This is a genomic window from Paraburkholderia unamae, assembly GCF_003268775.1.
GTDB lineage: Bacteria > Pseudomonadota > Gammaproteobacteria > Burkholderiales > Burkholderiaceae > Paraburkholderia > Paraburkholderia unamae.
The window spans coordinates 146,952-170,824 of sequence record NZ_QLSU01000010.1 but is presented as its reverse complement, the minus strand read 5'-3'; the positions used below and the strand labels follow the sequence as shown (position 1 = coordinate 170,824).

20 protein-coding genes are annotated in these 23,873 nt (G+C 65.6%); 16 read left to right on the top strand and 4 right to left on the bottom strand.

Annotated elements, in window-relative coordinates:
* Positions 1–141: 141 nt before the first annotated feature.
* Both ligA and def read left to right on the top strand, forming a co-directional pair.
* The gene (gene ligA, locus C7401_RS18315; RefSeq protein ID WP_112172812.1) at positions 142–2,202 is read left to right on the top strand and encodes an NAD-dependent DNA ligase LigA; all 2,061 of its coding nucleotides are present in this window, start codon (positions 142–144) and stop codon (positions 2,200–2,202) included.
* On the top strand, positions 2,199–2,732 hold the full coding sequence (def, locus tag C7401_RS18310) for a peptide deformylase (protein ID WP_112172811.1): 534 nt from the start codon (positions 2,199–2,201) through the stop codon (positions 2,730–2,732). The genes ligA and def overlap by 4 nt, the downstream gene beginning before the upstream one ends.
* A gap of 71 nt (positions 2,733–2,803) precedes the next feature.
* On the opposite strand, the gene C7401_RS45955 is transcribed toward def, so the two are convergent.
* The 4 genes from C7401_RS45955 to map form a co-directional block, all read right to left on the bottom strand.
* The gene (locus C7401_RS45955; RefSeq protein WP_308012546.1) at positions 2,804–3,703 is read right to left on the bottom strand and encodes a pseudouridine synthase; all 900 of its coding nucleotides are present in this window, start codon (positions 3,701–3,703) and stop codon (positions 2,804–2,806) included.
* A complete protein-coding gene (locus C7401_RS45950) occupies positions 3,700–4,746 on the bottom strand; it encodes a hypothetical protein (protein WP_309251996.1) in 1,047 nt (348 codons plus the stop codon). Before C7401_RS45950 ends, C7401_RS45955 begins: the two co-directional genes overlap by 4 nt.
* Positions 4,747–5,009: 263 nt before the next feature.
* Complete coding sequence (locus C7401_RS18300) at positions 5,010–7,589, bottom strand: [protein-PII] uridylyltransferase (protein WP_112172809.1); 2,580 nt, start codon at positions 7,587–7,589, stop codon at positions 5,010–5,012.
* Positions 7,590–7,829: 240 nt separating this feature from the next.
* Positions 7,830–8,651 carry a type I methionyl aminopeptidase gene (map, locus tag C7401_RS18295; RefSeq protein ID WP_112172808.1) on the bottom strand — a complete coding sequence of 274 codons (822 nt, stop codon included), beginning with the start codon at positions 8,649–8,651 and terminating at the stop codon, positions 7,830–7,832.
* 439 nt (positions 8,652–9,090) lie between these two features.
* On the opposite strand from map, the gene rpsB reads away from it, so the two are divergent.
* From rpsB to lpxB, 14 genes are all read left to right on the top strand, one after another.
* Positions 9,091–9,846: a 30S ribosomal protein S2 gene (gene rpsB, locus C7401_RS18290; RefSeq protein WP_112172807.1), complete on the top strand. Its 756-nt coding sequence runs from the start codon at positions 9,091–9,093 to the stop codon at positions 9,844–9,846.
* Between the two features lie 211 nt (positions 9,847–10,057).
* Positions 10,058–10,939, top strand: coding sequence for a translation elongation factor Ts (gene tsf, locus C7401_RS18285; protein ID WP_112172806.1), 882 nt, complete (start codon positions 10,058–10,060; stop codon positions 10,937–10,939).
* Between the two features lie 251 nt (positions 10,940–11,190).
* Positions 11,191–11,907, top strand: a complete 717-nt coding sequence (pyrH, locus tag C7401_RS18280; protein WP_112172805.1) for a UMP kinase — start codon at positions 11,191–11,193, stop codon at positions 11,905–11,907.
* Between the two features lie 92 nt (positions 11,908–11,999).
* Positions 12,000–12,560: a ribosome recycling factor gene (frr, locus tag C7401_RS18275; RefSeq protein WP_112172804.1), complete on the top strand. Its 561-nt coding sequence runs from the start codon at positions 12,000–12,002 to the stop codon at positions 12,558–12,560.
* A gap of 72 nt (positions 12,561–12,632) precedes the next feature.
* Entirely contained in the window at positions 12,633–13,409 is a 777-nt protein-coding gene (uppS, locus tag C7401_RS18270) for an undecaprenyl pyrophosphate synthase (RefSeq protein ID WP_112172803.1), read from the top strand.
* Entirely contained in the window at positions 13,403–14,212 is an 810-nt protein-coding gene (locus C7401_RS18265) for a phosphatidate cytidylyltransferase (RefSeq protein ID WP_112172802.1), read from the top strand. Before uppS ends, C7401_RS18265 begins: the two co-directional genes overlap by 7 nt.
* A 25-nt stretch (positions 14,213–14,237) precedes the next feature.
* Entirely contained in the window at positions 14,238–15,428 is a 1,191-nt protein-coding gene (locus C7401_RS18260; RefSeq protein WP_112172801.1) for a 1-deoxy-D-xylulose-5-phosphate reductoisomerase, read from the top strand.
* Positions 15,429–15,540: 112 nt separating this feature from the next.
* Positions 15,541–16,929 (top strand): RIP metalloprotease RseP, encoded by a 1,389-nt coding sequence (gene rseP / locus C7401_RS18255; protein WP_112172800.1) that lies wholly within the window; start codon positions 15,541–15,543, stop codon positions 16,927–16,929.
* Between the two features lie 68 nt (positions 16,930–16,997).
* On the top strand, positions 16,998–19,304 hold the full coding sequence (gene bamA, locus C7401_RS18250; RefSeq protein ID WP_112172799.1) for an outer membrane protein assembly factor BamA: 2,307 nt from the start codon (positions 16,998–17,000) through the stop codon (positions 19,302–19,304).
* Between the two features lie 61 nt (positions 19,305–19,365).
* Positions 19,366–19,911, top strand: a complete 546-nt coding sequence (locus tag C7401_RS18245) for an OmpH/Skp family outer membrane protein (protein ID WP_181565612.1) — start codon at positions 19,366–19,368, stop codon at positions 19,909–19,911.
* Positions 19,912–19,929: 18 nt separating this feature from the next.
* Positions 19,930–21,006 carry a UDP-3-O-(3-hydroxymyristoyl)glucosamine N-acyltransferase gene (lpxD, locus tag C7401_RS18240; RefSeq protein WP_112172797.1) on the top strand — a complete coding sequence of 359 codons (1,077 nt, stop codon included), beginning with the start codon at positions 19,930–19,932 and terminating at the stop codon, positions 21,004–21,006.
* A gap of 338 nt (positions 21,007–21,344) precedes the next feature.
* Positions 21,345–21,809, top strand: coding sequence for a 3-hydroxyacyl-ACP dehydratase FabZ (gene fabZ, locus C7401_RS18235; RefSeq protein WP_112172932.1), 465 nt, complete (start codon positions 21,345–21,347; stop codon positions 21,807–21,809).
* An 81-nt stretch (positions 21,810–21,890) separates the two neighbouring features.
* Positions 21,891–22,679 carry an acyl-ACP--UDP-N-acetylglucosamine O-acyltransferase gene (gene lpxA / locus C7401_RS18230; RefSeq protein ID WP_112172796.1) on the top strand — a complete coding sequence of 263 codons (789 nt, stop codon included), beginning with the start codon at positions 21,891–21,893 and terminating at the stop codon, positions 22,677–22,679.
* Between the two features lie 3 nt (positions 22,680–22,682).
* The gene (lpxB, locus tag C7401_RS18225; RefSeq protein WP_112172795.1) at positions 22,683–23,852 is read left to right on the top strand and encodes a lipid-A-disaccharide synthase; all 1,170 of its coding nucleotides are present in this window, start codon (positions 22,683–22,685) and stop codon (positions 23,850–23,852) included.
* Positions 23,853–23,873: the final 21 nt, after the last annotated feature.

Sequence of the window (23,873 nt, the reverse complement as noted above, 5' to 3'; positions counted from 1 at the left end):
CCAACGTTGGCCGTCCGGCCAGGAGCTTCGTGCAGGCCGTACGGCGGCGCACGAAGATGGCCGTTCGGCCGATGCGACACGCGCCGCTTCCTGAGATAATCTGACGTCCGAAATCACTTCCAACAGCGAGTTGCCCAAGGCATGGTCCGTACTCCCGCCCGTCCTCCCGAAGATGCCACCGCTGCGCAGCGCGCGGCGTGGTTGCGCGCCGAACTCGAGCGCGCGAATCACGCCTACTACGTGCTCGATCAGCCGGAGCTGCCCGACGCGGAATACGACAAGCTGTTCGGCGAGCTTCAGCAGATCGAGGCCGGGCATCCCGATCTCATCACGCCCGATTCGCCTACCCAGCGCGTGGGCGGCGAAGTCGCCGGGGGCTTCGAGCCCGTGGTGCACGAAGTGCCGATGCTCTCGCTCAACAACGGCTTCGCCGACGAAGACATCGTCGCGTTCGACAAGCGCGTGTCCGACGCCCTCGGCAAAACGGAGGGCGCCGAAGTCGAATATGCCGCCGAGCTGAAGTTCGACGGGCTCGCCATTTCGCTGCGCTATGTCGACGGCGCGTTCGTCCAGGCCTCCACACGCGGCGACGGCACGACCGGCGAAAACGTCACGGAAAACGTGCGTACCATCCGTTCGCTGCCGCTGCGCCTGAAGGGCAAGCGCGTGCCGAAGTTGCTCGACGTGCGCGGCGAGGTGCTGATGTTCCGCCGCGACTTCGAGCGCATGAACCAGCGCCAGCGCGACGCCGGCCACAAGGAATTCGCGAACCCGCGCAATGCGGCGGCGGGCAGCCTGCGTCAGCTGGATCCGAAGATCACGGCGCAGCGGCCGTTGTCGTTCTTCGCCTATGGCATCGGCGTGCTCGAAGGCGAGCCGATGCCGGCCACCCATGCCGAGTTGCTCGACTGGTACGCGGAAATGGGCTTGCCGGTCAACGCCGAGCGAGCAGTCGTGAAGGGCGCGCAAGGCCTGCTCGAATTCTTCCGCGCGGTGGGCGAGAAGCGCGACGGCCTGCCGTACGATATCGACGGCGTGGTCTACAAGGTGAACCGGCGCGACGAGCAGGACGCGCTGGGCTTTGTCTCGCGCGCGCCGCGCTTCGCGCTCGCGCACAAGTTCCCGGCCCAGGAAGCGCTCACGAAGCTGCTCGCGATCGACGTGCAGGTGGGGCGCACCGGCGCCATTACGCCGGTCGCGCGTCTGGAGCCCGTGTTCGTCGGCGGCGCCACGGTGACCAACGCCACGCTGCACAACGAAGACGAAGTGCGCCGCAAGGACATCCGCATCGGCGACACCGTGATCGTGCGGCGCGCGGGCGACGTGATCCCCGAAGTGGTGAGCGCCATCATGGACCGCCGTCCCGCCGACGCCCTCGAGTTCGTGATGCCGACCGAATGCCCCGTGTGCGGCTCACGCATCGAGCGCCTGCCCGACGAGGCGATTGCGCGCTGTACCGGCGGCCTGTTCTGTCCGGCCCAGCGCAAACAGGCGCTCTGGCACTTCGCACAGCGCCGGGCGCTCGACATCGACGGCCTGGGCGAGAAGATCATCGACCAGCTGGTCGAGCAGAACCTCGTGCGCACGCCGGCCGACCTGTTCAACCTCGGCTTCGGCACGCTCGCGGCGCTCGACCGCATGGCGGACAAATCGGCGCAGAACCTGCTCGATTCGCTCGACAAAGCCAAGTCCACGACGCTCGCGCGCTTCATCTATGCGCTCGGCATCCGGCATGTGGGCGAATCGACGGCGAAGGATCTCGCCAAACATTTCGGCTCCCTCGATCCGATCATGAGCGCGTCGGTCGATGAATTGCTCGAAGTGAATGATGTCGGGCCGATCGTCGCGCTCGCTATCCACGAGTTCTTTGCGGAAGAACATAACCGCACGGTGATCGAGCAACTACGCGCGCCAGGCAAAGTAACATGGACGGAAGGTCCGCCCGCGCCGAAGGCGCCGGTGGGCGTGCTGGCCGGCAAGACGGTGGTGCTGACCGGCACGCTGCCCACGCTCGCGCGCGAAGAGGCGAAGGAAATGCTGGAAGCGGCCGGTGCGAAGGTGGCCGGCTCGGTGTCGAAGAAGACCGATTACGTGGTGGCGGGCGCCGACGCGGGCAGCAAGCTCGCGAAAGCAGAGGAACTTGGCGTACCGGTGCTCGACGAAGAAGGAATGCGCAAGCTCCTGGAGGGGCAAACGACATGATTCGCGAAATTCTCAGAATGGGCGATCCGCGCCTGCTCAGCATCGCCAAGCCGGTCGATCACTTCGATACGCCGGAGTTGCACGCGCTCATCGCCGACATGTTCGACACCATGCATGCGGCGAACGGCGCGGGCCTCGCCGCACCGCAGATCGGCGTCGATTTGCAGGTGGTGATTTTCGGTTTCGAGCAAAACGAGCGCTATCCCGAGGCGCCGGCCGTGCCGCAAACGGTGCTCATCAACCCGGTTATTCACCCGCTTTCGCACGACATGGAAGAGGGCTGGGAAGGCTGCCTTTCGGTGCCGGGCATGCGTGGGGCAGTGAGCCGCTTCTCGATGATCCGCTACAACGGTTTCGACCAGTACGGCACGCCGATCGAGCGCGTGGCCGAGGGCTTTCACGCGCGGGTCGTGCAGCATGAGTGCGATCATCTGATCGGCAAGCTGTATCCCATGCGCATTACCGACTTTTCGAAGTTCGGCTTCACCGACGTGCTGTTTCCCGAACTCGATCCGAATCGCGACGACTGAGGGAATTCAGCGAACCTGAAAAAAAGGGAGCCATGCGGCTCCCTTTTTTGTTCAGTGCGAGGCTTCCGGCGTCAAAACGCCTCGTCGGCGGCGAGATAGCGCCATTGGCCTTGCGGCAGCGCGCCGAGCATCACCTGGCCCATGCGCACGCGCTTGAGGCCCACGACCTTGAGGCCGACCAGTTCGCACATGCGGCGGATCTGGCGCTTCTTGCCTTCACGCAGCACGAAGCGCAACTGCTCGCCGTTCTGCCAGCTCACCTGGGCCGGCTTGAGCGGCACGTCGTCGAGCGACAGGCCGTGGCACAGCCTGGCAAGCAGCTCGGGCGGGAAATGCTGGTCGATCTCGGTCTCGATATCGTTGTAGGTGACGCGTACGAGGTATTCCTTGTCGATATCCGAGCTCTCGCCGATCAACTGCTTCGCCACGCGGCCGTCCTGGGTCAGGACGAGCAGGCCGGTCGAGTCGATGTCGAGACGGCCCGCCGGGGCGAGGGTGCGCAGATGCTTAGCCGAAAAACGGATGCCCGAGTGGTCGCTTTCCCAGTGGTTCTCGGCCGTGACGAGCACGACGGCGGGCTCATAGCCGTCCTCGGCCTGACCCGAGACGTAGCCCACCGGCTTGTGCAGCAGGATCGTGACCTGGCGAGCCTGCGCGGCGAGCGCGGCTGGGTCGACTTCGACGCGCTGCTCCGGCGTGACCTTGGCGCCGAGCGTGTCGACGACTTCGCCGTCCACATACACCCAGCCTTTTTCGATCCATTCGTCGGCTTCGCGGCGCGAGCACAGGCCGAGCTCGGACATGCGCTTGGACAGGCGCAGCGCGTTGTCGCCTTCGACTTCTTCGCGCGCCGTGCGGCGCGGTGCGGCTTCGTCGTCGGCAATGCGGCGCGGCGGTTTGTCGGTGGATTTGACGGGGCGGGCGGTCTTGCGCGCGCCGCCTTCGCGGTCATCGCTCCAGGCGGCTTTCACCGGGCGCGCGAAACGGCGTTCCGTGCCCTCGTCGCGGCTGCGCGGCGGGCGGCGGTCGTCGCCTTCGGCGCGGGGCGCAAAGCGTCGCTCGCCACCTTCCTCGCGGCTGCGCGGCGGACGGCGGTCATCGCCTTCGGTGCGGCGCGGTGCAAAGCGTCGTTCGCCGCTTTCCTCGCGGCCACGCGGCGGACGGCGGTCGTCGCCTTCGGTGCGGCGCGGTGCGAAGCGTCGTTCGCCGCTTTCCTCGCGGCCACGCGGCGGACGGCGGTCGTCGCCTTCGTCACGGCGTGCAAAGCGTCGCTCGCCACCTTCCTCACGGCTGCGCGGCGGACGGCGGTCGTCGCCACCGGCACGGGGCGCAAAGCGTCGCTCACCACCTTCGTCGCGACCACGCGGCGGGCGGCGGTCATCGCCACCGTCGCGGGGGGCGAAGCGTCGCTCGCCACCTTCGTCGCGGCCACGCGGCGGGCGCCGGTCGTCGCCACCTGCACGGGGTGCGAAACGTCGCTCACCACCTTCGTCGCGGCTGCGCGGCGGGCGGCGGTCATCGCCACCTGCACGGGGTGCGAAACGTCGCTCACCACCTTCGTCGCGGCCACGCGGCGGACGGCGGTCGTCGCCACCGTCGCGGGGTGCGAAGCGTCGCTCGCCACCTTCGTCGCGGCCACGCGGCGGACGGCGGTCGTCGCCACCGGCACGGGGCGTGAAACGTCGCTCGCCACCTTCGTCGCCGCCACGCGGCGGGCGGCGGTCATCGCCACCGGCACGGGGTGCGAAACGGCGCTCGCCACCTTCGTCGCGACCACGCGGCGGGCGGCGATCGTCGCCACCGTCGCGGGGTGCGAAGCGTCGCTCGCCACCATCGTCGCGGCCACGCGGCGGACGACGATCGTCGCCACCGGCACGGGGTGCGAAACGTCGCTCGCCCCCTTCATCCCGGCCGCGTCCAAAGCCGCGCGGCTCGTCGCCGGTGCGCCGCGCCGGGCGTCGTTCGTCGCCGAAACCGCCTTCGCGGGGCGGCCGCGCGGGGCGGCTCGACGCATCGCGATCGCGCGACATGGCCGGGCGCGCCGGACGCTCACCCTGGCGCGCGTCACCGGGGCGCGTTGTGGCGCGGCCGGTTGAGGGCCGCGCGGGCTTCGTCGCCCCAGCGGGTTTCGCAGCCTCCGCCGGCCGCGTTTCCGCCGGGCGCGCCGGCTTACGCGCGGTTGTACTGCCGCGGCGGACGGGCGCGCGTTCCGGGGCGGTCGGGCGCGGATGTTTGGCTGTCAGTTTGGCTCGCATGGATCTGGGTATTTCAAGTCGTTCACACTGCTATCGCGCGCAGCAATTCGGTCTCGACGCGAATTTGCAGACGGTTGTCGGAGAGTCCCGAGCCGTCGAGCAGAAACACGTCTTCGACGCGCTCGCCGAGCGTATTGATCCGCGCCGCGTGGACGCCGACATGGTGTTCGGCGAGCACGCGTGCGATGGAATAGAGTAGGCCCGGCCGGTCGTTCGCCGACACGGACAGGATGTAGTACTGGCCGCGCTCGTCGGCCCGCAGGTCGACGCGCGGCGTCACCGGGAAGGTACGCGAAAGGCGCGAGAGGCGCCCCTTGGACGGCTCGGGCAGCACGTTGCCGGTGGCGTTCAGCCGCTCCGCGAGTTCCTGTTCGACGAGGTTCGCAATATCGCGGTAATGCACGTCGCCCTCGGTGTGGGCGACGATGAAGTTATCGAGCGCGTAGCCATGGCGCGTCGTGCTCACGCGCGCGTCGAGCACGGACAGGCCGCTGCGGTCGAAATAGGCGCACATCGTCGCGAACAGGTCGGGGCGGTCCTTCGCGTAGACGAGCACCTGCAACGCCTCGCCGATCGGCGACGGGCGGGCCCGAACCACGGCCGCCGGCGCTTCCACGTGGCGGTAGAGCACGCGCGTTTGCCAGGCGATGTCGGCGGCGTCGTGGCGCAGGAAGTAGCCCACGTCGAGCTTGTCCCACAGCGCGCGATGCGCGTTCTCCGGCACGGTTTCGAGGCGCAGCAGCGCGAGCGCCAGTTCCTGGCGCGTCTTGAGCTCCGAGTGCGCGTCGGGCTTGGCGCCGCCGAGCACGGCGAGCGTCGAGCGGTAGAGGTCTTCGAGCAGCTTGCCCTTCCAGTTGTTCCACACCTTCGGGCTCGTGCCGCGAATGTCGGCGACGGTCAGCAGGTAGAGCGCGGACAGGCGGCGCTCGGTGCCGACCAGGTCGGCGAAGCGCTTCACGACCTCGGGGTCCGTGATGTCCTGCTTCTGCGCGACCTGGCTCATCGTCAGGTGCTGCTGCACGAGCCAGACGATCAGGTCGGCGTCGTCGCCCGTGATGTCGTGCTCGCGGCAAAAGCGCCGCGCGTCGGCCATGCCGAGCTGCGAGTGGTCGCCGCCGCGGCCCTTGGCGATGTCGTGGAACAGCGCCGCGACGTAGAGCACCCACGGGCGCTCGAGGTTGGCGATGAGCTGGCTACAGAAAGGATATTCGTGCGCATGCTCGGCCACGGCAAAGCGGCGGATATTGCGCAGCACCATGAGGATGTGCTGATCGACCGTGTAGACGTGATACAGGTCGTGCTGCATCTGCCCGACGATGCGGCGGAAATTGAGCAGATAACGCCCGAGCACGCTCGTCTGGTTCATGAGCCGCATGGCGTGCGTGATGCCGGCCGGCTGCCTGAGGATCTCCATGAAGAGCCGGCGGTTTTCCGGGTCGCGGCGCCAATGCTGGTCCATGGTCTCGCGCGCGTTGTAGAGCGCGCGCAGGGTGCGCGCCGAGAGGCCCTTCACGCCGGGCACCTGCTCGTAGAGCAGGAAGGCTTCGAGAATCGCGTGCGGTTCGCGTTCGAACACGTCGTCGCTGACGATCTCCAGCATGCCCTGCTTTTCGACGAAGTGATCGGACAGCGTGCGCGTGATGCCGCTCGTGCTCGGAAAGAGCTGCGCCTCGATGTTCTGGATCAGGATCGTGGCAAGTTGCGTGACTGCCTTCGCGGCCCAGTAGTAGCGGCGCATGAGCTGTTCGCTCGCGCGCCGCGCGCCGCTCGCCTTGTAGCCGAAGCTCTCGGCCACGGCGGTTTGCAGGTCGAACACGAGAATGTCCTGGCGGCGGCCCGCGATCACATGCAGGCGCGCCCGCAGCGCCTTGAGGAACGTCTCGTTGCGGCGCAGCTCGCGCGCTTCGCGCCCGGTGATGAGGCCGCGCTGGTCGAGTTCCTTCCAGCTGCTGCCGAAGGCGGCCGCCTCGGTAATCCAGAGTATCAGTTGCAGGTCGCGCAGGCCGCCGGGGCTTTCCTTGACGTTCGGTTCGAGCGCATAGGGCGTGTCCTGGAAGCGCGCGTGGCGCTGGCGCATTTCGAGCACTTTCGCCTGGAAGAAAGCGCGCGGGTCCATCGCGTCGCGATAGCGCTGGGCGAAATCGCCGAACAGCGTCGGGCTGCCCGTGATGCGGCGCGCCTCGAGCAGCGACGTGCGCACGGTGACGTCGTTGGCGGCTTCTTCGAGGCACTGCGAGACGCTGCGCACGCTGCTGCCGATGTCGAGCCCGAGATCCCAGGCGAGGCCGATGAACCGTTCGATGCGCTCCTCGAGCGGCGCGAGCGGCTCGTCGTCCGGCAGCAGCACGAGAATGTCGACGTCCGACCAGGGCGCGAGCTCGCCACGTCCGAAACCGCCCACGGCCACCAGGGCGAGCGTTGCCGGCAGCTCGCAGAGGTTCCAGGCGTGGCGCAAGGTGTCGTCGGTGGTGCGGGCGAGGGCGCGCATCAGCGAGTCGACGTTGGTCGCGCACTTGAAGCGCTCGAGCAGCTCGGCCTTGGCGGCCTTGTAGTCGGACTTCAGCGACGTCGTATCGGGAACGGCGACAGCGGGAACGCTCATGGGCTCTGGTCGTGTCTGGCGTGGTTGGGCGGGCGGCCGTGCAGGTTCGCCTGCTGCTTTGTCATGGTGCGGGCGCCTCGCGGCGAGTGCGCGCGGAGCGCATCGTCCGCGTTGCGCGTTCCGGCGTCCGGCATGGGGCGCTCAACAGGCGCGCCTTCATTGTGCGCCGGATCGGGATTCGCGCGAGGCCGCGCGTTCCGGCTCTTGCTGCGTGTGCTGCATGTGCGGCCTGTGCGGCGTTCAGGCCGCCGTGCCCGCCATCTGCGCGACGATGGCCGGCTTGGCGGGCGTGCCCGCCGAGACCGTCAGAACCTCATAACCCGTCTCGGTCACGAGCACCGTGTGCTCCCACTGCGCCGAGAGGCTGCGGTCCTTCGTCTTGACGGTCCACTGGTCCGGCATCGTGCGGATGTCGCGGCGGCCCGCGTTGATCATCGGCTCGACGGTGAAGATCATGCCGGGCACGAGTTCGATGCCGGTGCCGGGGCGGCCGTAGTGCAGCACTTGCGGGTCTTCGTGGAACACGGTGCCGATGCCGTGACCGCAGTATTCGCGCACCACGCTGTAGCCCTGGCTTTCGGCGTAACGCTGGATGGCGTGGCCGATGTCGCCCAGATGCCCGCCCGGGCGCACCTGGTCGATGCCGAGCCACATGCATTCATAAGTGGTCTGCACGAGGCGCTTCGCGAGGATCGAACCCTCGCCCACGATGAACATGCGGCTCGTGTCGCCGAAATAGCCTTCCTTGATGACCGTGATGTCGATATTGAGCGCGTCGCCGTTCTTCAGCGCCTTGTCGCCCGGAATACCGTGACAGATCACGTCGTTCACCGAGGTGCAGATCGCCTTCGGGTAGGGCGGGTAGCCGGGCGGCTGATAGTTCAGCGGCGCGGGCACCGTGCCCTGCACATTGGTCATGTATTCGTGACACAGGCGGTCGAGCTCGCCCGTCGTCACACCCGCGGTGACGAACGGCGTGATGTAATCGAGCACCTCGCTCGCCAGTCGGCAGGCGACGCGCATTTGCGCGATGTCGTGTTCGTTCTTGATCGAAATGGCCATGGTGTGCGCCCGAAAATGCAGTCGAATATTGAATTATCGCACCTAATGCCAGTGGTCGCTGGCTTTTGAAAAGGTGGGGCGGGGCCCGGCACACTCCCCCGGGGCCGTATTCCGCGGGTAATAGCTGTCTTGAGTAAGGGGCAGTTTGCGTGCTATACTCTTCGGCTAAGTCGCTTCTCATATCTTTCGAATTCGTGTTCGGGATTTGCGGGGCGCGGCTGGTCCGCCGTTGCCGCGGAGCGCTTTGCCAGAGCTGAAAAGGGCCGAAAGGCTTGAGACACTGGCGGGCGCGCGAAGAACATTCGGAAGCATCTTCTTCAGGTAGCACACTCGCAAGCCGGCGCACCCAGGGTGTCGGGCGCGTCGATCTCCAGAAAGCAGGAGGGCGCACCGATACGGCAGCCGGCTTCAGACCCAAACCCTTGCGGAGAATTGAAACATGGCAGTTACCATGCGCCAGATGCTGGAAGCCGGTGTCCACTTCGGTCACCAAACGCGCTTCTGGAACCCGAAGATGGCCCCCTTCATTTTCGGCCATCGCAACAAGATTCACATCATCAACCTCGAAAAGACGCTGCCGATGTACAACGACGCACTGAAGTACGTGCGTCAACTGGCAGCGAACCGCGGCACGATCCTGTTCGTTGGCACGAAGCGTCAATCGCGCGACACGATCGCCGAAGAGGCAAACCGCGCTGGCATGCCGTTCGTGAACGCACGCTGGCTCGGCGGTATGCTGACCAACTTCAAGACGCTGAAGGTTTCGATCAAGCGCCTGAAGGACATGGAAGCAGCCGTGGAAGCGGGCGAGCTCGAGAAGATGAGCAAGAAGGAAGCGCTCCTGTTCGAACGCGAAATCGCCAAGCTGCAAAAGTCGATCGGCGGCGTGAAGGACATGGGCGGCATTCCGGACGCGATCTTCGTGGTCGACGTCGGCTACCACAAGATTGCCGTGACGGAAGCGAACAAGCTGGGCATCCCCGTGATCGCCGTGGTCGATACGAACCACTCGCCGGAAGGCATCGATTACGTGATCCCGGGTAACGACGACGCCAGCAAGGCTGTCGCGCTGTACACGCAAGGCGTGGCTGACGCGATCCTCGAAGGCCGTGCAAACTCGGTGAACGAAGTGGTTGCAGCCGTGCGCGGCAACGACGGCGACGACGAGTTCGTCGAGGTCAACCCGGAGGCGTAAGCTGCCCCCGTGTCCGGCAAGAAAAGGGGGCTTTCCATAGGCCCCTTTTTTTTAAGCCGCGACTTTCGTCGCCGCGTCATATGCGCGGCACCGTAGCCCTGTAGAAGCAGCTGTAAAAAAGCGTTTCTTGGCAGGCGGAAACGGAAACGAATTTGTGCCGGCCGCGTCGAAAGGCGGGCGGCGTGTACCAGACAGACTCAAGGAGCGAATGATGGCGGCAATTACCGCAAGCATGGTGGCAGAACTGCGCGCGAAGACCGACGCGCCGATGATGGAATGCAAGAAGGCGCTGACGGAAGCCGACGGCGACCTGGCGCGCGCTGAAGAACTGCTGCGCGTGAAGCTGGGCAACAAGGCCAGCAAGGCCGCTTCGCGCGTCACGGCTGAAGGCGTGATCGCTTCGTTCATCGGCGCTGGCGCTGGCTCGATCGTCGAACTGAACTGCGAAACCGACTTCGTTTCGAAGAACGACGACTTCATCGACTTCTCGAAGAAGATCGCCGAGCTGGTCGCTACGCAAAACCCGGCTGACGTCGCTGCCCTCTCGGCACTGCCGCTGGACGGCTCGACGGTCGACGCAGTGCGTCTCGCGCTGGTCGGCAAGATCGGCGAAAACCTCTCGATCCGCCGTTTCGCGCGTTTCGAAACCGCCAACAAGCTGGCTGCGTACCTCCACGGCACGCGCATCGGCGTGCTGGTCGAGTACACGGGCGCTGACGAGCAAGTGGGCAAGGACGTCGCGATGCACATCGCCGCGATGAAGCCGGTCTCGCTGTCGTCGGACGACGTGCCGGCCGACCTGATCGCCAAGGAGCGCAGCATCGCCGAGCAGAAGGCTGCCGAATCGGGCAAGCCGGCTGAGATCGTCGCGAAGATGGTCGAAGGTTCGGTCCAGAAGTACCTGAAGGAAGTCTCGCTGCTGAACCAGCCGTTCGTTAAGAACGACAAGCAGACGATCGAGCAGATGCTCAAGGCCGCTGGCACGACGGTGCAGAAGTTCGCGCTCTTCGTGGTGGGCGAAGGCATCGAGAAGAAGCAGGACGACTTCGCCGCCGAAGTGGCCGCGCAAGTCGCTGCTGCAAAGCAGCAATAAAGTCGGCAAGCCTGTCGCGCCGTGCGCGGCAGGCGGCAACCGCAGTTGTTGCAGTACCGCAGTTTGCATCAGTTGTAAATCGTGGCGGAGCAATCCGCCACGGTGGGCAGCGTAGCGACACCGCGCATGGCAGTCCCCCGCCGCGCGCGGCGTTGGAAATCTTCGCTATTTCTGGCGGCGCTTGCCCGAAGCCGTATTTCACCCCTACAGTTTGAAGTTATTGCCCTTTGCGCGCGATCCTGGATACCTCCATGCCCACACCCGCCTATAAACGTGTCCTGCTCAAACTTTCCGGCGAAGCCCTGATGGGCGATGATGCCTTTGGCATCAATCGCGCCACGATCGAACGTATGGTGGCGGACGTGGCCGAGGTCGTGCGTCTGGGCACCCAGCTCGCCGTCGTGATCGGCGGCGGCAACATTTTCCGCGGCGTCGCGGGCGGCGCGGCCGGCATGGACCGCGCAACCGCCGACTACATGGGTATGCTGGCCACGATGATGAACGCGCTCGCGTTGCAGGACGCCATGCGTCATGCGGGCATCGAAGCGCGCGTGCAGTCGGCGCTGCGCATGGACCAGGTTGTCGAGCCGTATATCCGCCCTCGCGCGATCCGCCAGCTCGAAGAGGGCAAGGTCGTGATTTTCGCCGCCGGCACGGGCAACCCGTTCTTCACCACCGACACCGCTGCTGCGCTGCGCGGCTCGGAAGTCGGCGCCGAAGTCGTGCTGAAGGCCACCAAGGTCGACGGCGTCTACTCGGCCGACCCGAAGAAGGACCCGACGGCCACGCGTTATTCGACGATCAGCTTCGATGAGGCAATCGGCCGCAATTTGCAGGTGATGGACGCCACGGCGTTCGCACTGTGCCGCGACCAGAAGCTGCCGATCCGCGTTTTTTCGATCAACAAGCCCGGTGCCCTCAAGCGCATCGTACAGGGCGACGACGAAGGCACGCTCGTCCACGTGTAAACTCTCGTTTCACGAGAGATTCGAACATGGGCCGCGCCGCCCACCAGCGCGCCGGCGGGCCTGTTCCGTTATGAAGGTTCGGAGGTATCAAAATGGCTGTGGCTGACATCAAGAAGGGCGCCGAGCAGAAAATGCAGCGCTCGATCGACGCGTTCAAGAGCGATCTGGCGAAAATCCGCACGGGCCGCGCCCATACCGGTCTGCTCGATCACATCCAGGTCGACTACTACGGTTCGCCCGTGCCCATCTCGCAGGTCGCGAACCTCACGCTCGTCGACGCCCGCACGATCGGCGTGCAGGCTTGGGAAAAGAAGATGGTGCCGGTGATCGAAAAGGCGATCCGCGAGTCGGATCTCGGCCTGAACCCGGCCACCCACGGCGACCTGATCCGCGTGCCGATGCCCGCGCTCACCGAAGAGCGCCGCAAGGAGCTCACGAAGGTCGTCAAGAACGAAGGCGAAACGGCGAAGGTCGCCGTGCGCAACCTGCGTCGCGACGCCAACGAGCAGCTCAAGAAGCTCGTGAAGGACAAGGAAATCTCCGAAGACGACGAGCGCCGCGGCAGTGACGACGTCCAGAAGCTGACGGACCGCTTCGTGGCCGAGATCGACAAGCTCGTGCAGACGAAGGAAGCCGAGATCATGACGGTCTGAAGCCCTCGGGCTTTCAGTTCCGCCAGGATTTTCGCGGCTTTCCCATTCCATAGAAGTTACAGTCCGACGGCCATGACCTATACCAGCTCAACCGTTCGCGTGCCCGACGTGGCGGCCGTACCGCGCCACATCGCGATCATCATGGACGGCAATGGCCGTTGGGCAACGCAGCGCCGCTTGCCGCGCGTTGCGGGCCATACGCGCGGCGTCGACGCCGTGCGTTCGGTCGTCGAAAAGTGCGTGGAGCGTGGCGTCGAATACGTCACGCTGTTCGCGTTCAGCTCCGAGAACTGGCGTCGTCCGACCGACGAAGTGTCGTTTCTCATGCGTCTTTTCGTCACCGCGCTCGAGCGCGAAGTGGCGCGACTGCACGCAAACGGCATCCGCCTGCGCGTGGTCGGCGACCTGTCGATGTTCAATGAGCGCATCCAGGACCTGATTCGGCGCGCGGAAACCAAGACCGCGCGCAATACCCGTCTCACGCTCACGATCGCTGCGAACTACGGCGGCCGCTGGGACATTCTCCAGGCCACCCGCAAGCTGGTCGAGGAAGCCGCGGCGACCGGGCAGCCGGTGCCCGTCACCGAAGACACGCTCGCGCAGCACCTGGCCATGGCCTATGCACCCGAGCCCGATCTCTTCATCCGCACGGGCGGCGAGCAACGCGTGAGCAACTTCCTGCTCTGGCAACTCGCGTACGCCGAGTTCTATTTCACTGACACGTTCTGGCCGGATTTCGACTCCGAGGCGCTCAACCGCGCCATTGCGTCGTATGCCGAGCGCGAGCGCCGTTTCGGCCGCACGAGCGCGCAGGTCGTTTCCCAGAACGCCGACTCCCTTTCATGCTAAAGACCCGCGTCATCACGGCGCTCGTCCTGCTGGCCGTTTTCCTGCCGGTCACGCTGTTCGCGCCCGTGGCGGCGTTCGGCGCGCTGATTGGCCTCGTGGTCGTGTTTGCCGCGTGGGAATGGGCGCGTCTCCTGAAGGCGGGCGCCACCGGCGCGATCGTCTACGCCGTGATCGCGGCGGCCGTCGTGGCGCTCAGCATGCGTCTGCCGGCGCCTCGGCCGCTCTTTCAGGCCGCGGGCGTGTTCTGGGTCATCGCCGGGCCTTACGTGCTGCTGCGCAAGCCGGTGCTCGCCGCCGGCGCGTGGCGCGCCTTCCTGCTCGCCGCCGGGCTCGTGGTTTTCGCCGCGTGCTGGCATGCGCTCGTCGCAGCGCGCACGGCGGGCGTGGCCTTCGTCTTGTCGCTCCTGCTAGTCGTCTGGCTCGCTGATATCGGCGCATACTTTGCAGGTAAGGCATTCGGAAAGCATAAGCTCGCGCCTGCCATCAGCCCCGGCAAGACCTGGGAGGGCGCCGTGGGCGGGTGGGCCGCCGTGATGGTCGTGTCGGGCGCGGCGATCGCGCTGCACGCCTTCGAACCCACGCTGTATTCCGCGCTCGCGGCCCAGATCGGGCTTGGCCGTGCGCTTTTCGTTCTTACCGTGCTGGTCGCGTTCAGCGTGATCGGCGATCTGTTCGAGTCGATGTTGAAGCGCCAGGCCGGCGTGAAGGATTCGAGCGGCCTTCTGCCGGGCCACGGCGGGGTCCTCGACCGCATCGACGCGCTGCTGCCCGTGTTGCCGCTCGCCATGCTGCTGCTCGGCTAAGCGGTGACCGGCTAGAGATTTGAATATGCAAAAACGACTCACATTGCTCGGTTCCACGGGCTCGATCGGAGACAGCACGCTCGACGTAGTCGCGCGTCATCCGCAACGCTTCTCGATCTACGCGCTCACCGCGCACCGCAACGGCGAGAAGCTCGTCGAACAATGCCTGCGCTTTGCGCCCGAGGTGGCCGTGGTCGGCGACGCCGACACCGCCGCCCAGGTCGAGCGCAAGCTGCGCGAGGCCGGTTCGAAGACCGTCGTGACCTACGGTCCGCAGGCGCTCGTCGAAGTCTCGAAGAGCGACGCCTGCGACACGGTCGTCGCGGCCATCGTCGGCGCGGCAGGGCTTGCACCGACGCTCGCGGCGGCCAAGGCCGGCAAGCAGATCCTGCTCGCCAACAAGGAAGCGCTCGTGATGTCGGGCGACATCTTCATGGGCACGGTGCGCGACAGCGGCGCGGTGCTGCTGCCGCTCGACAGCGAGCACAACGCGGTGTTCCAGTGCCTGCCGAACGGCGGGCACGAAGGCGTGCAGCACGGCGGCGTGACGAAGATCATCCTGACCGCCTCGGGCGGCCCGTTCCGCACGCGCGAGCCCTCGACGCTCGTGAACGTGACGCCCGACGAGGCCTGCAAGCACCCGAACTGGTCGATGGGCCGCAAGATCTCGGTCGACTCGGCCACGATGATGAACAAGGGCCTCGAGGTGATCGAGGCGCATTACCTGTTCGATCTGCCGGGCGATCGCATCGACGTATTGATCCATCCGCAGAGCGTGATCCATTCGATGGTCTCGTACGCCGACGGTTCGGTGCTCGCGCAACTGGGCAACCCCGACATGCGCACGCCGATTGCGCATGCGCTCGCGTTTCCGGAGCGCGTCGACTCGGGTGTCGCGCAGCTCGATCTCGCGCAGGTCGCGACGCTTACGTTCGAGAAGCCCGATTACGCGCGCTTCCCGTGTCTCGCGCTTGCCATGAAGGCGCTGGCCGAAGGCGGCGTGGCGAGCGCGGCGCTCAACGCGGCGAACGAAGTCGCAGTGGACGCTTTTTTGAACCGACGCATCGGCTTCATGGCGATCGCCCAGACGGTCGACGCCGTGCTCAACGCGCTGCAAAACCACAGCGCGTCGAGCCTCGAAGTCGTGCTCGAAGCCGACGCGGCCGCTCGCCGCGCGGCGCACACCATCATCGACAGCTTGCCGGTGCCGGCCTGATCAGGTCGCCAGGGGGCTCGCTGAAGGGCCCCTTCGTGGTCCTTCAGGCCCGCGAGCCTGACCTCGGGACCGTTCCCGCACCGGTGCGCTGCTTCCAGCCTGGGAGGCGCTCATGAACCTGCTTACCGAACTTGTCGCTTTCATCGTGGCGATCGGCGTGCTGGTCGTCGTGCATGAATACGGCCATTACAGTGTGGCGCGCCTGTGCGGCGTGAAGGTCCTGCGGTTTTCCATCGGGTTTGGCAAGCCGCTCGTGCAATGGGTCAGCAAGAAGACCGGCACCGAGTGGACGATCTCCGCGCTGCCGCTCGGCGGCTACGTGAAGATGCTCGACGAGCGCGAGTCGCCCGACACGATTCCCGCCAGCGATTTGCCGCACGCGTTCAACCGGCAGTCGGTCGGCAAGCGCATTGCGATCGTCGCGGCGGGTCCCATCGCCAATTTCCTGCTGGCCGTCGTGCTCTTTTCGGTCGTGTATGCGAGCGGCGTGACGGAGCAGTCTGCCATTGTCGCTGCACCCCCGGCGCAGTCGGCGGCGGCCCAGGCGGGCTTCCAGGGCGGCGAGACGATTCTTTCGGTGAGCGATCCAAACGGCAGCGAAACCGAGACCGTGCGCTCGTGGTCGGACCTGCGCTGGAAACTGCTTGCGTCCGCATTCGATCAGGGTCGTGTCGTGCTTTCCGCGCGCGATGGCGCCGGTACCTACGATTTCCCGCTCGATCTCTCGCAGCTCACGAGCAAGGACCTCGACGGCGACTTCATGTCGAAGCTCGGCCTGGAGGCGGGCGGCAGCACACTCAAGGTCGCGGCCGTGGAAGCCGGTAGTGCGGCGCAGCATGCCGGCTTGCAGGCGGGCGACCAGTTGCGCGCCATCGACGGTCGCCCCGTGGACAGCGCGATGACCTTCATCTCGTACGTGAAGGCGCGCGCGGGCAAGCCCGTGCGGCTCACGATTGCGCGCGACAACGCGGCCACGCGCTCGCAGCAAACGCTGACGCTGACGGTCACGCCCACGCCGCAGCGCGACACGGAAACCGGTGAAGAGGTGGGACGTATTGGCGCGGCGCTCTCGGCGCAGGCGCCTTCGGTGGACGTGCGCTATGGGCCGCTGGAGAGCGTGCGCCTCGGTGCGAATCGCACGTGGGACATCGCGGTGTATTCGCTGCGGATGTTCGGCCGCATGGTGACGGGCGAGGCATCACTCAAGAATCTGTCGGGTCCGGTGACGATTGCTGACTATGCGGGCAAGAGTGCAAGACTCGGCCCATCCGCATTCCTCTCGTTCCTCGCGCTGGTGAGCATCAGCCTCGGTGTATTGAATCTGCTCCCAATTCCGGTATTGGACGGGGGGCATCTGTTATATTATGCGGTTGAAGCCGTAACGGGCAAAGCCGTCTCGGACCGCTGGCAGCTCGTGTTGCAGCGCGCGGGACTTGCCTGCATCGTCGCACTGTCGGCGATCGCGTTGTTCAACGATCTGGCTCGGTTAATCCATTTTTAAAGATGTCTGGCGGCGTCCGTGGGCGGGCCGCCCGACCTGATGCAGCTATACACAATTGGGGAAGCACGTTGTTTAGACCTCATCGCTTGGTTCCAAAAACGGTTGCGGCTGCGGCGATTGCCGCGCATGGAGTGGTTGCCCACGCAGCAACGACGCCTTTCGTGGTTCAGGACATCCGCATCGAAGGGCTGCAACGCGTCGAGCCGGGCACGGTGTTCGCCTACCTGCCGATCAAGCAGGGCGACACCTTCACCGATGAAAAGGCGTCCGAGGCCATCCGCGCGTTGTACGCGACGGGCTTTTTCAACGACGTGAGAATCGCTTCCGAAGGCGGCGTGGTGGTGGTGCAGGTGCAGGAGCGCCCGGCCATCGGCACGATCGACTTCTCGGGCATTCACGAGTTCGACAAGGACAACCTGACGAAGGCGCTGCGCGCAGTCGGTCTCTCGCAAGGCCGCTACTACGACAAGGCGCTCGTCGACAAGGCGGAGCAGGAGCTCAAGCGCCAGTACCTCACGCGCGGTTTCTACGCCGCCGAGGTCACCACCACGGTTACGCCGATCGACCGCAATCGCGTGGGTCTGCTGTTCTCCGTGGTCGAAGGTCCGAGCGCGAAGATCCGCCAGATCAACTTTATCGGCAACAAGACGTACAGCACGAGCACGCTGCTCGGCGAGATGCAGCTCTCCACGCCGAACTGGTTCTCCTGGTACACGAAGAACGACCTCTACTCGAAGGAAAAGCTCACGGGCGACCTCGAGAACGTGCGCTCGTACTACCTGAACCACGGCTACCTCGAGTTCAACATCGACTCGACGCAGGTCTCGATCTCGCCCGACAAGAAGGACATGTACCTCACCATCGGTATTCACGAAGGTGAGCCCTACAAGGTGTCGAGCATCAAGCTGGCCGGGAATCTGCTCGATCGCGAGGCGGAGCTCAAGAAGCTGGTCACGATCAAGCCGGGCGACCGGTTCTCGGCGGAGAAGTTGCAGTCCACGACCAAGGCGATCGTCGACAAGCTCGGCGAATACGGTTACGCGTTCGCGACCGTGAACGCGCTGCCGCAGATCGACCAGGCCAATCACACGGTCGACCTCACGTTGCAGGTGGACCCGAGCCGCCGCGTGTACGTGCGCCGCATCAACGTGGTGGGCAACACGCGTACGCGCGACGAAGTCGTGCGTCGCGAAATGCGCCAGCTCGAAAGCTCGTGGTTCGATTCGAACCGCCTCGCGCTTTCGAAGGACCGTATCAACCGTCTGGGCTACTTCACCGACGTCGACGTGACCACGGTGCCCGTGGAAGGCACGGCCGACCAGGTCGACGTGAACGTGAAGGTCGCCGAAAAGCCGACGGGCGCGATCACCCTGGGCGCGGGCTTCTCGTCCACTGACAAGGTGGTGCTCTCGGCAGGCGTGTCGCAGGACAACGTGTTCGGTTCGGGCACGTCGCTCTCGGTGAACGTGAATACCGCGAAGACGTACCGCACGCTGGCTGTTACGCAGGTGGACCCGTACTTCACGGTGGACGGCATCAAGCGCATTACCGACGCCTACTACCGTACGTATCAGCCGCTGTACTACTCGACCGATTCGAGCTTCCGCATCATCACGATGGGCGCCGACCTCAAGTTCGGCATCCCGTTCTCGGAAGTCGACACGGTGTACTTCGGCGCGGGCTTCGAGCAGGACACGCTCGACATCGATTCGAACACGCCGCAGAGCTACATCGACTACGTGAATGCGTTCGGCCGCGTGTCGAACAACGTCCCGTTGACGGTGGGCTGGTCGCGCGACGCGCGTGACAGTGCGCTCATTCCGAGCCGCGGTTACTTCACGCAGGCGAACGCCGAGTACGGCACGCCGATCGGCGGTACGCAGTACTACAAGGCCGACATTCAGGCGCAGTACTACTATTCGTTCGCGCGTGGCTTCGTGCTGGGCATGAACTTCCAGGGTGGTTACGGTAACGGTCTGGGCGGCAAGCCGTACCCGATCTTCAAGAACTACTATGCGGGCGGTATCGGTTCGGTGCGTGGCTACGAGCCGAGCTCGCTGGGTCCGCGCGACAAGTCGACGAACGATCCGATCGGCGGCTCGAAGATGCTCGTCGGCAACATCGAACTGACGTTCCCGCTGCCGGGTACGGGCTACGACCGGACATTGCGCGTCTTCACCTTCGTCGATGGTGGTAACGTCTGGGGCGACGAGGGCGCAAGTATCGGGTCGAACGGCCTGCGTTACAGCTACGGTTTCGGCCTCGCGTGGATTTCGCCGATCGGCCCGCTCAAGCTGAGCCTGGGCTTCCCGATCGTCAAGCACGAAGGCGACCAGTACCAGAAGTTCCAGTTCCAGATCGGGACGGCATTCTGACGTGTATCCATCCGGTGCCGCGAAGCGCGGCGCCGGAACCCCAAGAAACGAGAGGATGACTTTGCTAACGGGAATGTTTTCCAGACGGACGATCGGAGCGATGACCGTATCGCTGGCGCTTCTCGCTTTCGGCACGGGCGCGGCCCACGCCCAGGAAGCGAAGATCGCGGCAGTGAACTCCGATCGCATCCTGCGCGAATCCGCCCCCGCGAAGGCCGCGCAGACCAAGCTCGAAGCCGAATTCGCCAAGCGCGACAAGGATTTGCAGGACATGGCGCAGCGCCTGAAGGCGATGTCCGACTCGCTCGACAAGAACGGCGCGTCGCTCGCGCCGGTTGACCGCGCGCAAAAGCAACGCGACCTTTCGGCGCTCGACAGCGACTTCCAGCGCAAGCAGCGCGAATTCCGCGAAGACCTGAACCAGCGCCGCAACGAGGAACTCGCGGCGGTGCTCGACCGCGCGAACAAGGTGATCAAGCAGATCGCCGAGCAACAGCATTACGACCTGATCGTGCAGGAAGCGGTGTACGTGAGTCCGCGCATCGACATCACGGACCAGGTGCTGAAGGCGCTCGCGTCCGGCGCCACCGGCAGCAACAGCAACTAAGGCAGGAGCAGCACGCGCATGGCATTTACGCTTGAGGACATCGTCGGGCGGTTCGGCGGCGAGGTGGTGGGCGATGCGACGCAACGCGTCGGGTCGCTCGCGCCCCTCGATCAGGCTGGTCCGCAACAGCTCGCGTTCCTCGCCAATCCGAAGTATCTCGCGCAGGTCGAAACGACCCGCGCGGGCGCGGTGCTCATCAGTCCGGCCGACCTCGAGAAGCTGGCGTCGCGCGAGGGCCGCAACTTCATCGTCACACCGAATCCGTATGCTTACTTTGCGCGTGTCGCGCAGGCGTTCATCGACCTCGCCGCGCCGAAGGTGCAGCCGGGGGTGCATGCCAGCGCCCACGTCGACGCGAACGCGAAGGTGGCGGCGAGCGCCGTGATCGGCCCGAATGTCACGGTCGAAGCGGGCGCTGTGATCGGCGAAAACGTGCGGCTCGACGCGAATGTTTTCATCGGCCGCGGCACCGAGGTGGGCGAGGGCTCGCACCTGTATCCGGGCGTGAGCGTCTACCATGGCTGCAAGCTTGGCGCGCGCGCCATCGTGCATGCGGGCGCCGTGATCGGCTCCGACGGCTTCGGCTTTGCCCCCGATTTCACGGGCGAGGGCGACGCGCGCACGGGCAGCTGGGTCAAGATTCCGCAGGTTGGCGGCGTGAGCATCGGGCCGGACGTCGAAATCGGTGCGAACACCACGATCGACCGTGGCGCGATGGCCGACACGATCATCGAAACGTGCGTGAAGATCGATAACCTCGTGCAGATCGGCCACAACTGCAAGATCGGTGCGTACACCGTCATCGCGGGCTGCGCAGGCATTGCCGGCAGCACGACGATCGGGCGTCATTGCATGATCGGCGGCGCGGTTGGCATTGCGGGGCACGTCACGCTTGGCGACTATGTAATCGTCACGGCGAAGTCGGGCGTCTCGAAGTCGCTGCCAAAGGCGGGCATCTACACGAGCGCCTTCCCGGCGGTCGATCACGCCGACTGGAACAAGAGCGCCGCGCTTCTGCGCAACATCGACAAGCTGCGCGACCGGATCAGGGCGCTCGAAGCCGCAGCCGCGCAAAAGCCGCAGGGCGGCGAATAAGCATGCAGTAAAGGGGTAAGGGCGGCGTCTCGCGCAAGCGGCACGCCGCCGGACCGGCGCGCAAAAGCGGGTGCCTGTGCGTGGCGCCGGTTTTTGCGCGCCGCTTTGCGTACAGGGGCGACCGGCAAGGGCAACCGGCGTGGGTGACCCGCTTGGGGCTATCCGCCTGGGGCAATCCTCATGCACGGGAGTCCGGGCGTGGCGCATACTTCGCGTCAGCGCGCGCCAGTTTGGAGCAGCCGGTTTGGCCGATTGGGGTTGGCCGATCCGGCACGCCGGGCGCCTCGAATATCGAAATCGAAAGTCACACGCGCAATTCCTGCGTGAGCAGAACCACCATGAACATCGAAAAACTCAACTTCGACATCCACAAGATTCTCACGCTGCTGCCGCACCGCTACCCGTTCCTGATGGTGGACCGGGTGCTCGAGCTGGAGCCGCACAAGAGCATCAAGGCGTTGAAGAACGTGACGGTCAACGAGCCCTTTTTCACGGGCCACTTCCCGCAGCGTCCGGTCATGCCCGGCGTGATGATCCTCGAAGCGCTGGCGCAAACCGCCGCACTGCTCACGTTCTCGGAAGAGGAGCAGGACTTCGAGAATACGCTGTACTACTTCGTCGGCATCGACGGCGCGCGTTTCAAGCGCGTGGTCGAGCCGGGCGACCAGCTCATCCTCAACGTGACTTTCGAGCGCTACATGCGCGGCATCTGGAAGTTCAAGGCGGTGGCCGAAGTGGAAGGTTCCGTGGCCTGCGAGGCGGAACTCATGTGCACCGTCAAGAAAATGGACGCGGCGCAATAAGACGCGCCGCCGCATGCCGCTGCGCGCCCCGGCTTTGCGTGGGCGCCGCGGCACGGTAACAGAATCGGAGAGCGAGGACGAATGAGCAGGATCCATCCCACTGCGGTCGTCGAGCCAGGTGCGCAGATCGACGAATCGGTCGAGATCGGGCCGTACGCGGTCATTGGCGCGAACGTCACCATCGGCGCACGCACGAAGGTCGGTTCGCATAGCGTGCTGGAAGGCCACACGACGATCGGCGAAGACAATACGATCGGCCACTACGCGTCGATCGGCGGCCGTCCGCAGGACATGAAGTACAAGGGCGAGCCCACGCGGCTCGTGATCGGCGACCGCAACACCATCCGCGAATTCACGACGCTGCATACGGGCACGGTGCAGGACACCGGCGTCACGACCATCGGCGACGACAACTGGATCATGGCCTACGTGCACGTGGGGCATGACTGCTCCCTTGGCAACAACGTCATCATGTCGAGCAACGCGCAACTCGCGGGCCACGTGATCGTTGACGACTACGCGATCGTCGGCGGCATGACCGGCGTCCACCAGTTCGTGCGCATCGGCGCGCACTCGATGGTGGGCGGCGCCTCGGCGCTCGTGCAGGATGTGCCGCCGTTCGTGGTTGCCGCGGGCAACAAGGCGGTGCCCCACGGCATCAATGTGGAAGGCCTGCGCCGCCGCGGCTTCAGCCCCGACGCGATTTCGGCGCTGCGCGCGGCGTACCGCACGCTGTACAAGAACGGGCTTTCGCTCGAAGAGGCGAAGGTGCAGCTCGCCGACCTCGCGCAGGCGGGCGGCGACGGCGACGTGCACGTGAAGGCGCTGCTCGATTTCGTCGAGCAGTCGCAACGCGGCATCATCCGCTAACCGATGGCGCTGCAAACGCGTCCTCTGCGCCTCGCGATGGTCGCCGGAGAGCCGTCCGGCGATCTGCTCGCGGCCTCGCTGCTTGCCGGTCTCACAGCCCGCTTGCCCGATACTACGCAGTACTATGGGATCGGCGGTCCGCGCATGATGGCCACCGGCTTCGACGCGCACTGGCCGATGGAAAAACTTTCGGTGCGCGGCTACGTCGAGGCGCTCAGGCACATTCCCGAGATCCTGCGCATTCGCAGCGAACTCAAGCACCAGTTGCTGGCCGATCCGCCCGACGCGTTCATCGGCGTGGACGCGCCCGACTTCAACTTCGGTCTCGAACACCCTTTGCGCGACGCGGGCATTCCGACCATCCACTTCGTCTGCCCCTCGATCTGGGCGTGGCGGGGCGGGCGCATCAAGAAGATCCAGAAAGCCGTGGATCACATGATGTGCGTGTTCCCGTTCGAAACGGCGATTCTGGAGAAGGCGGGCGTGGCGGCGTCCTACGTGGGCCATCCGCTCGCCGACGAGATCCCGCTCGAACCCGACATGCCGGGCGCGCGCCGCACGCTCGGCCTGCCGGAAAGCGAGCCCGTGATCGCGGTGCTGCCGGGCAGCCGCCGCTCGGAAATCAACCTGATCGGGCCGACGTTTTTCGACGCGATGCAGATCATGCAGCGGCGCGAGCCGGCGCTGCGCTTCGTGATGCCGGCGGCGACGCCCGCCATCCACGCGCAGTTGCAGGAGCTGGCGAATCAGCACCAGGGTCTCGCGCTCACGATCATCGACGGCCAGTCGCAGCTCGCGATGACGGCCGCCGACGCCATTCTCGTGAAGAGCGGCACGGTCACGCTCGAAGCGGCGTTGCTCAAGAAGCCGATGGTCATCTCGTACAAGGTGCCCTGGCTCACGGGCCAGATCATGCGCCGCCAGGGCTATCTGCCGTACGTGGGGTTGCCGAACATTCTCGCGGGCCGCTTCGTCGTGCCCGAAATCCTTCAGCATTTCGCGACGCCCGAGGCGCTCGCCGACGCCACGCTCACGCAGTTGAACGATGAGGCAAACCGGCGCACGCTGACAGAGGTGTTCACGCAGATGCATCTGACCCTGCGTCAGAACACCTCGGCGCGCGCGGCCGAAGTCGTCGCGGGCATCGTGGAAAGCCGCAGGAGAAGGGCGTGAGCGAGGGCGCGATCAAGCGGG

Excerpts from the sequence above, each read along its gene's own strand:
- fabZ (WP_112172932.1), top strand. The coding sequence starts at position 21,345 with ATGAACATCGAAAAACTCAACTTCGACATCCACAAGATTCTCACGCTG.
- map (WP_112172808.1), bottom strand. The coding sequence starts at position 8,651 with ATGGCCATTTCGATCAAGAACGAACACGACATCGCGCAAATGCGCGTC.
- frr (WP_112172804.1), top strand. The coding sequence starts at position 12,000 with ATGGCTGTGGCTGACATCAAGAAGGGCGCCGAGCAGAAAATGCAGCGC.
- C7401_RS45950 (WP_309251996.1), bottom strand. The coding sequence starts at position 4,746 with ATGCGTCGAGCCGCCCCGCGCGGCCGCCCCGCGAAGGCGGTTTCGGCG.
- uppS (WP_112172803.1), top strand. The coding sequence starts at position 12,633 with ATGACCTATACCAGCTCAACCGTTCGCGTGCCCGACGTGGCGGCCGTA.
- C7401_RS18300 (WP_112172809.1), bottom strand. The coding sequence starts at position 7,589 with ATGAGCGTTCCCGCTGTCGCCGTTCCCGATACGACGTCGCTGAAGTCC.
- C7401_RS18260 (WP_112172801.1), top strand. The coding sequence starts at position 14,238 with ATGCAAAAACGACTCACATTGCTCGGTTCCACGGGCTCGATCGGAGAC.
- rpsB (WP_112172807.1), top strand. The coding sequence starts at position 9,091 with ATGGCAGTTACCATGCGCCAGATGCTGGAAGCCGGTGTCCACTTCGGT.
- ligA (WP_112172812.1), top strand. The coding sequence starts at position 142 with ATGGTCCGTACTCCCGCCCGTCCTCCCGAAGATGCCACCGCTGCGCAG.
- rseP (WP_112172800.1), top strand. The coding sequence starts at position 15,541 with ATGAACCTGCTTACCGAACTTGTCGCTTTCATCGTGGCGATCGGCGTG.
- tsf (WP_112172806.1), top strand. The coding sequence starts at position 10,058 with ATGGCGGCAATTACCGCAAGCATGGTGGCAGAACTGCGCGCGAAGACC.
- pyrH (WP_112172805.1), top strand. The coding sequence starts at position 11,191 with ATGCCCACACCCGCCTATAAACGTGTCCTGCTCAAACTTTCCGGCGAA.
- lpxD (WP_112172797.1), top strand. The coding sequence starts at position 19,930 with ATGGCATTTACGCTTGAGGACATCGTCGGGCGGTTCGGCGGCGAGGTG.
- lpxA (WP_112172796.1), top strand. The coding sequence starts at position 21,891 with ATGAGCAGGATCCATCCCACTGCGGTCGTCGAGCCAGGTGCGCAGATC.
- lpxB (WP_112172795.1), top strand. The coding sequence starts at position 22,683 with ATGGCGCTGCAAACGCGTCCTCTGCGCCTCGCGATGGTCGCCGGAGAG.
- def (WP_112172811.1), top strand. The coding sequence starts at position 2,199 with ATGATTCGCGAAATTCTCAGAATGGGCGATCCGCGCCTGCTCAGCATC.
- C7401_RS18265 (WP_112172802.1), top strand. The coding sequence starts at position 13,403 with ATGCTAAAGACCCGCGTCATCACGGCGCTCGTCCTGCTGGCCGTTTTC.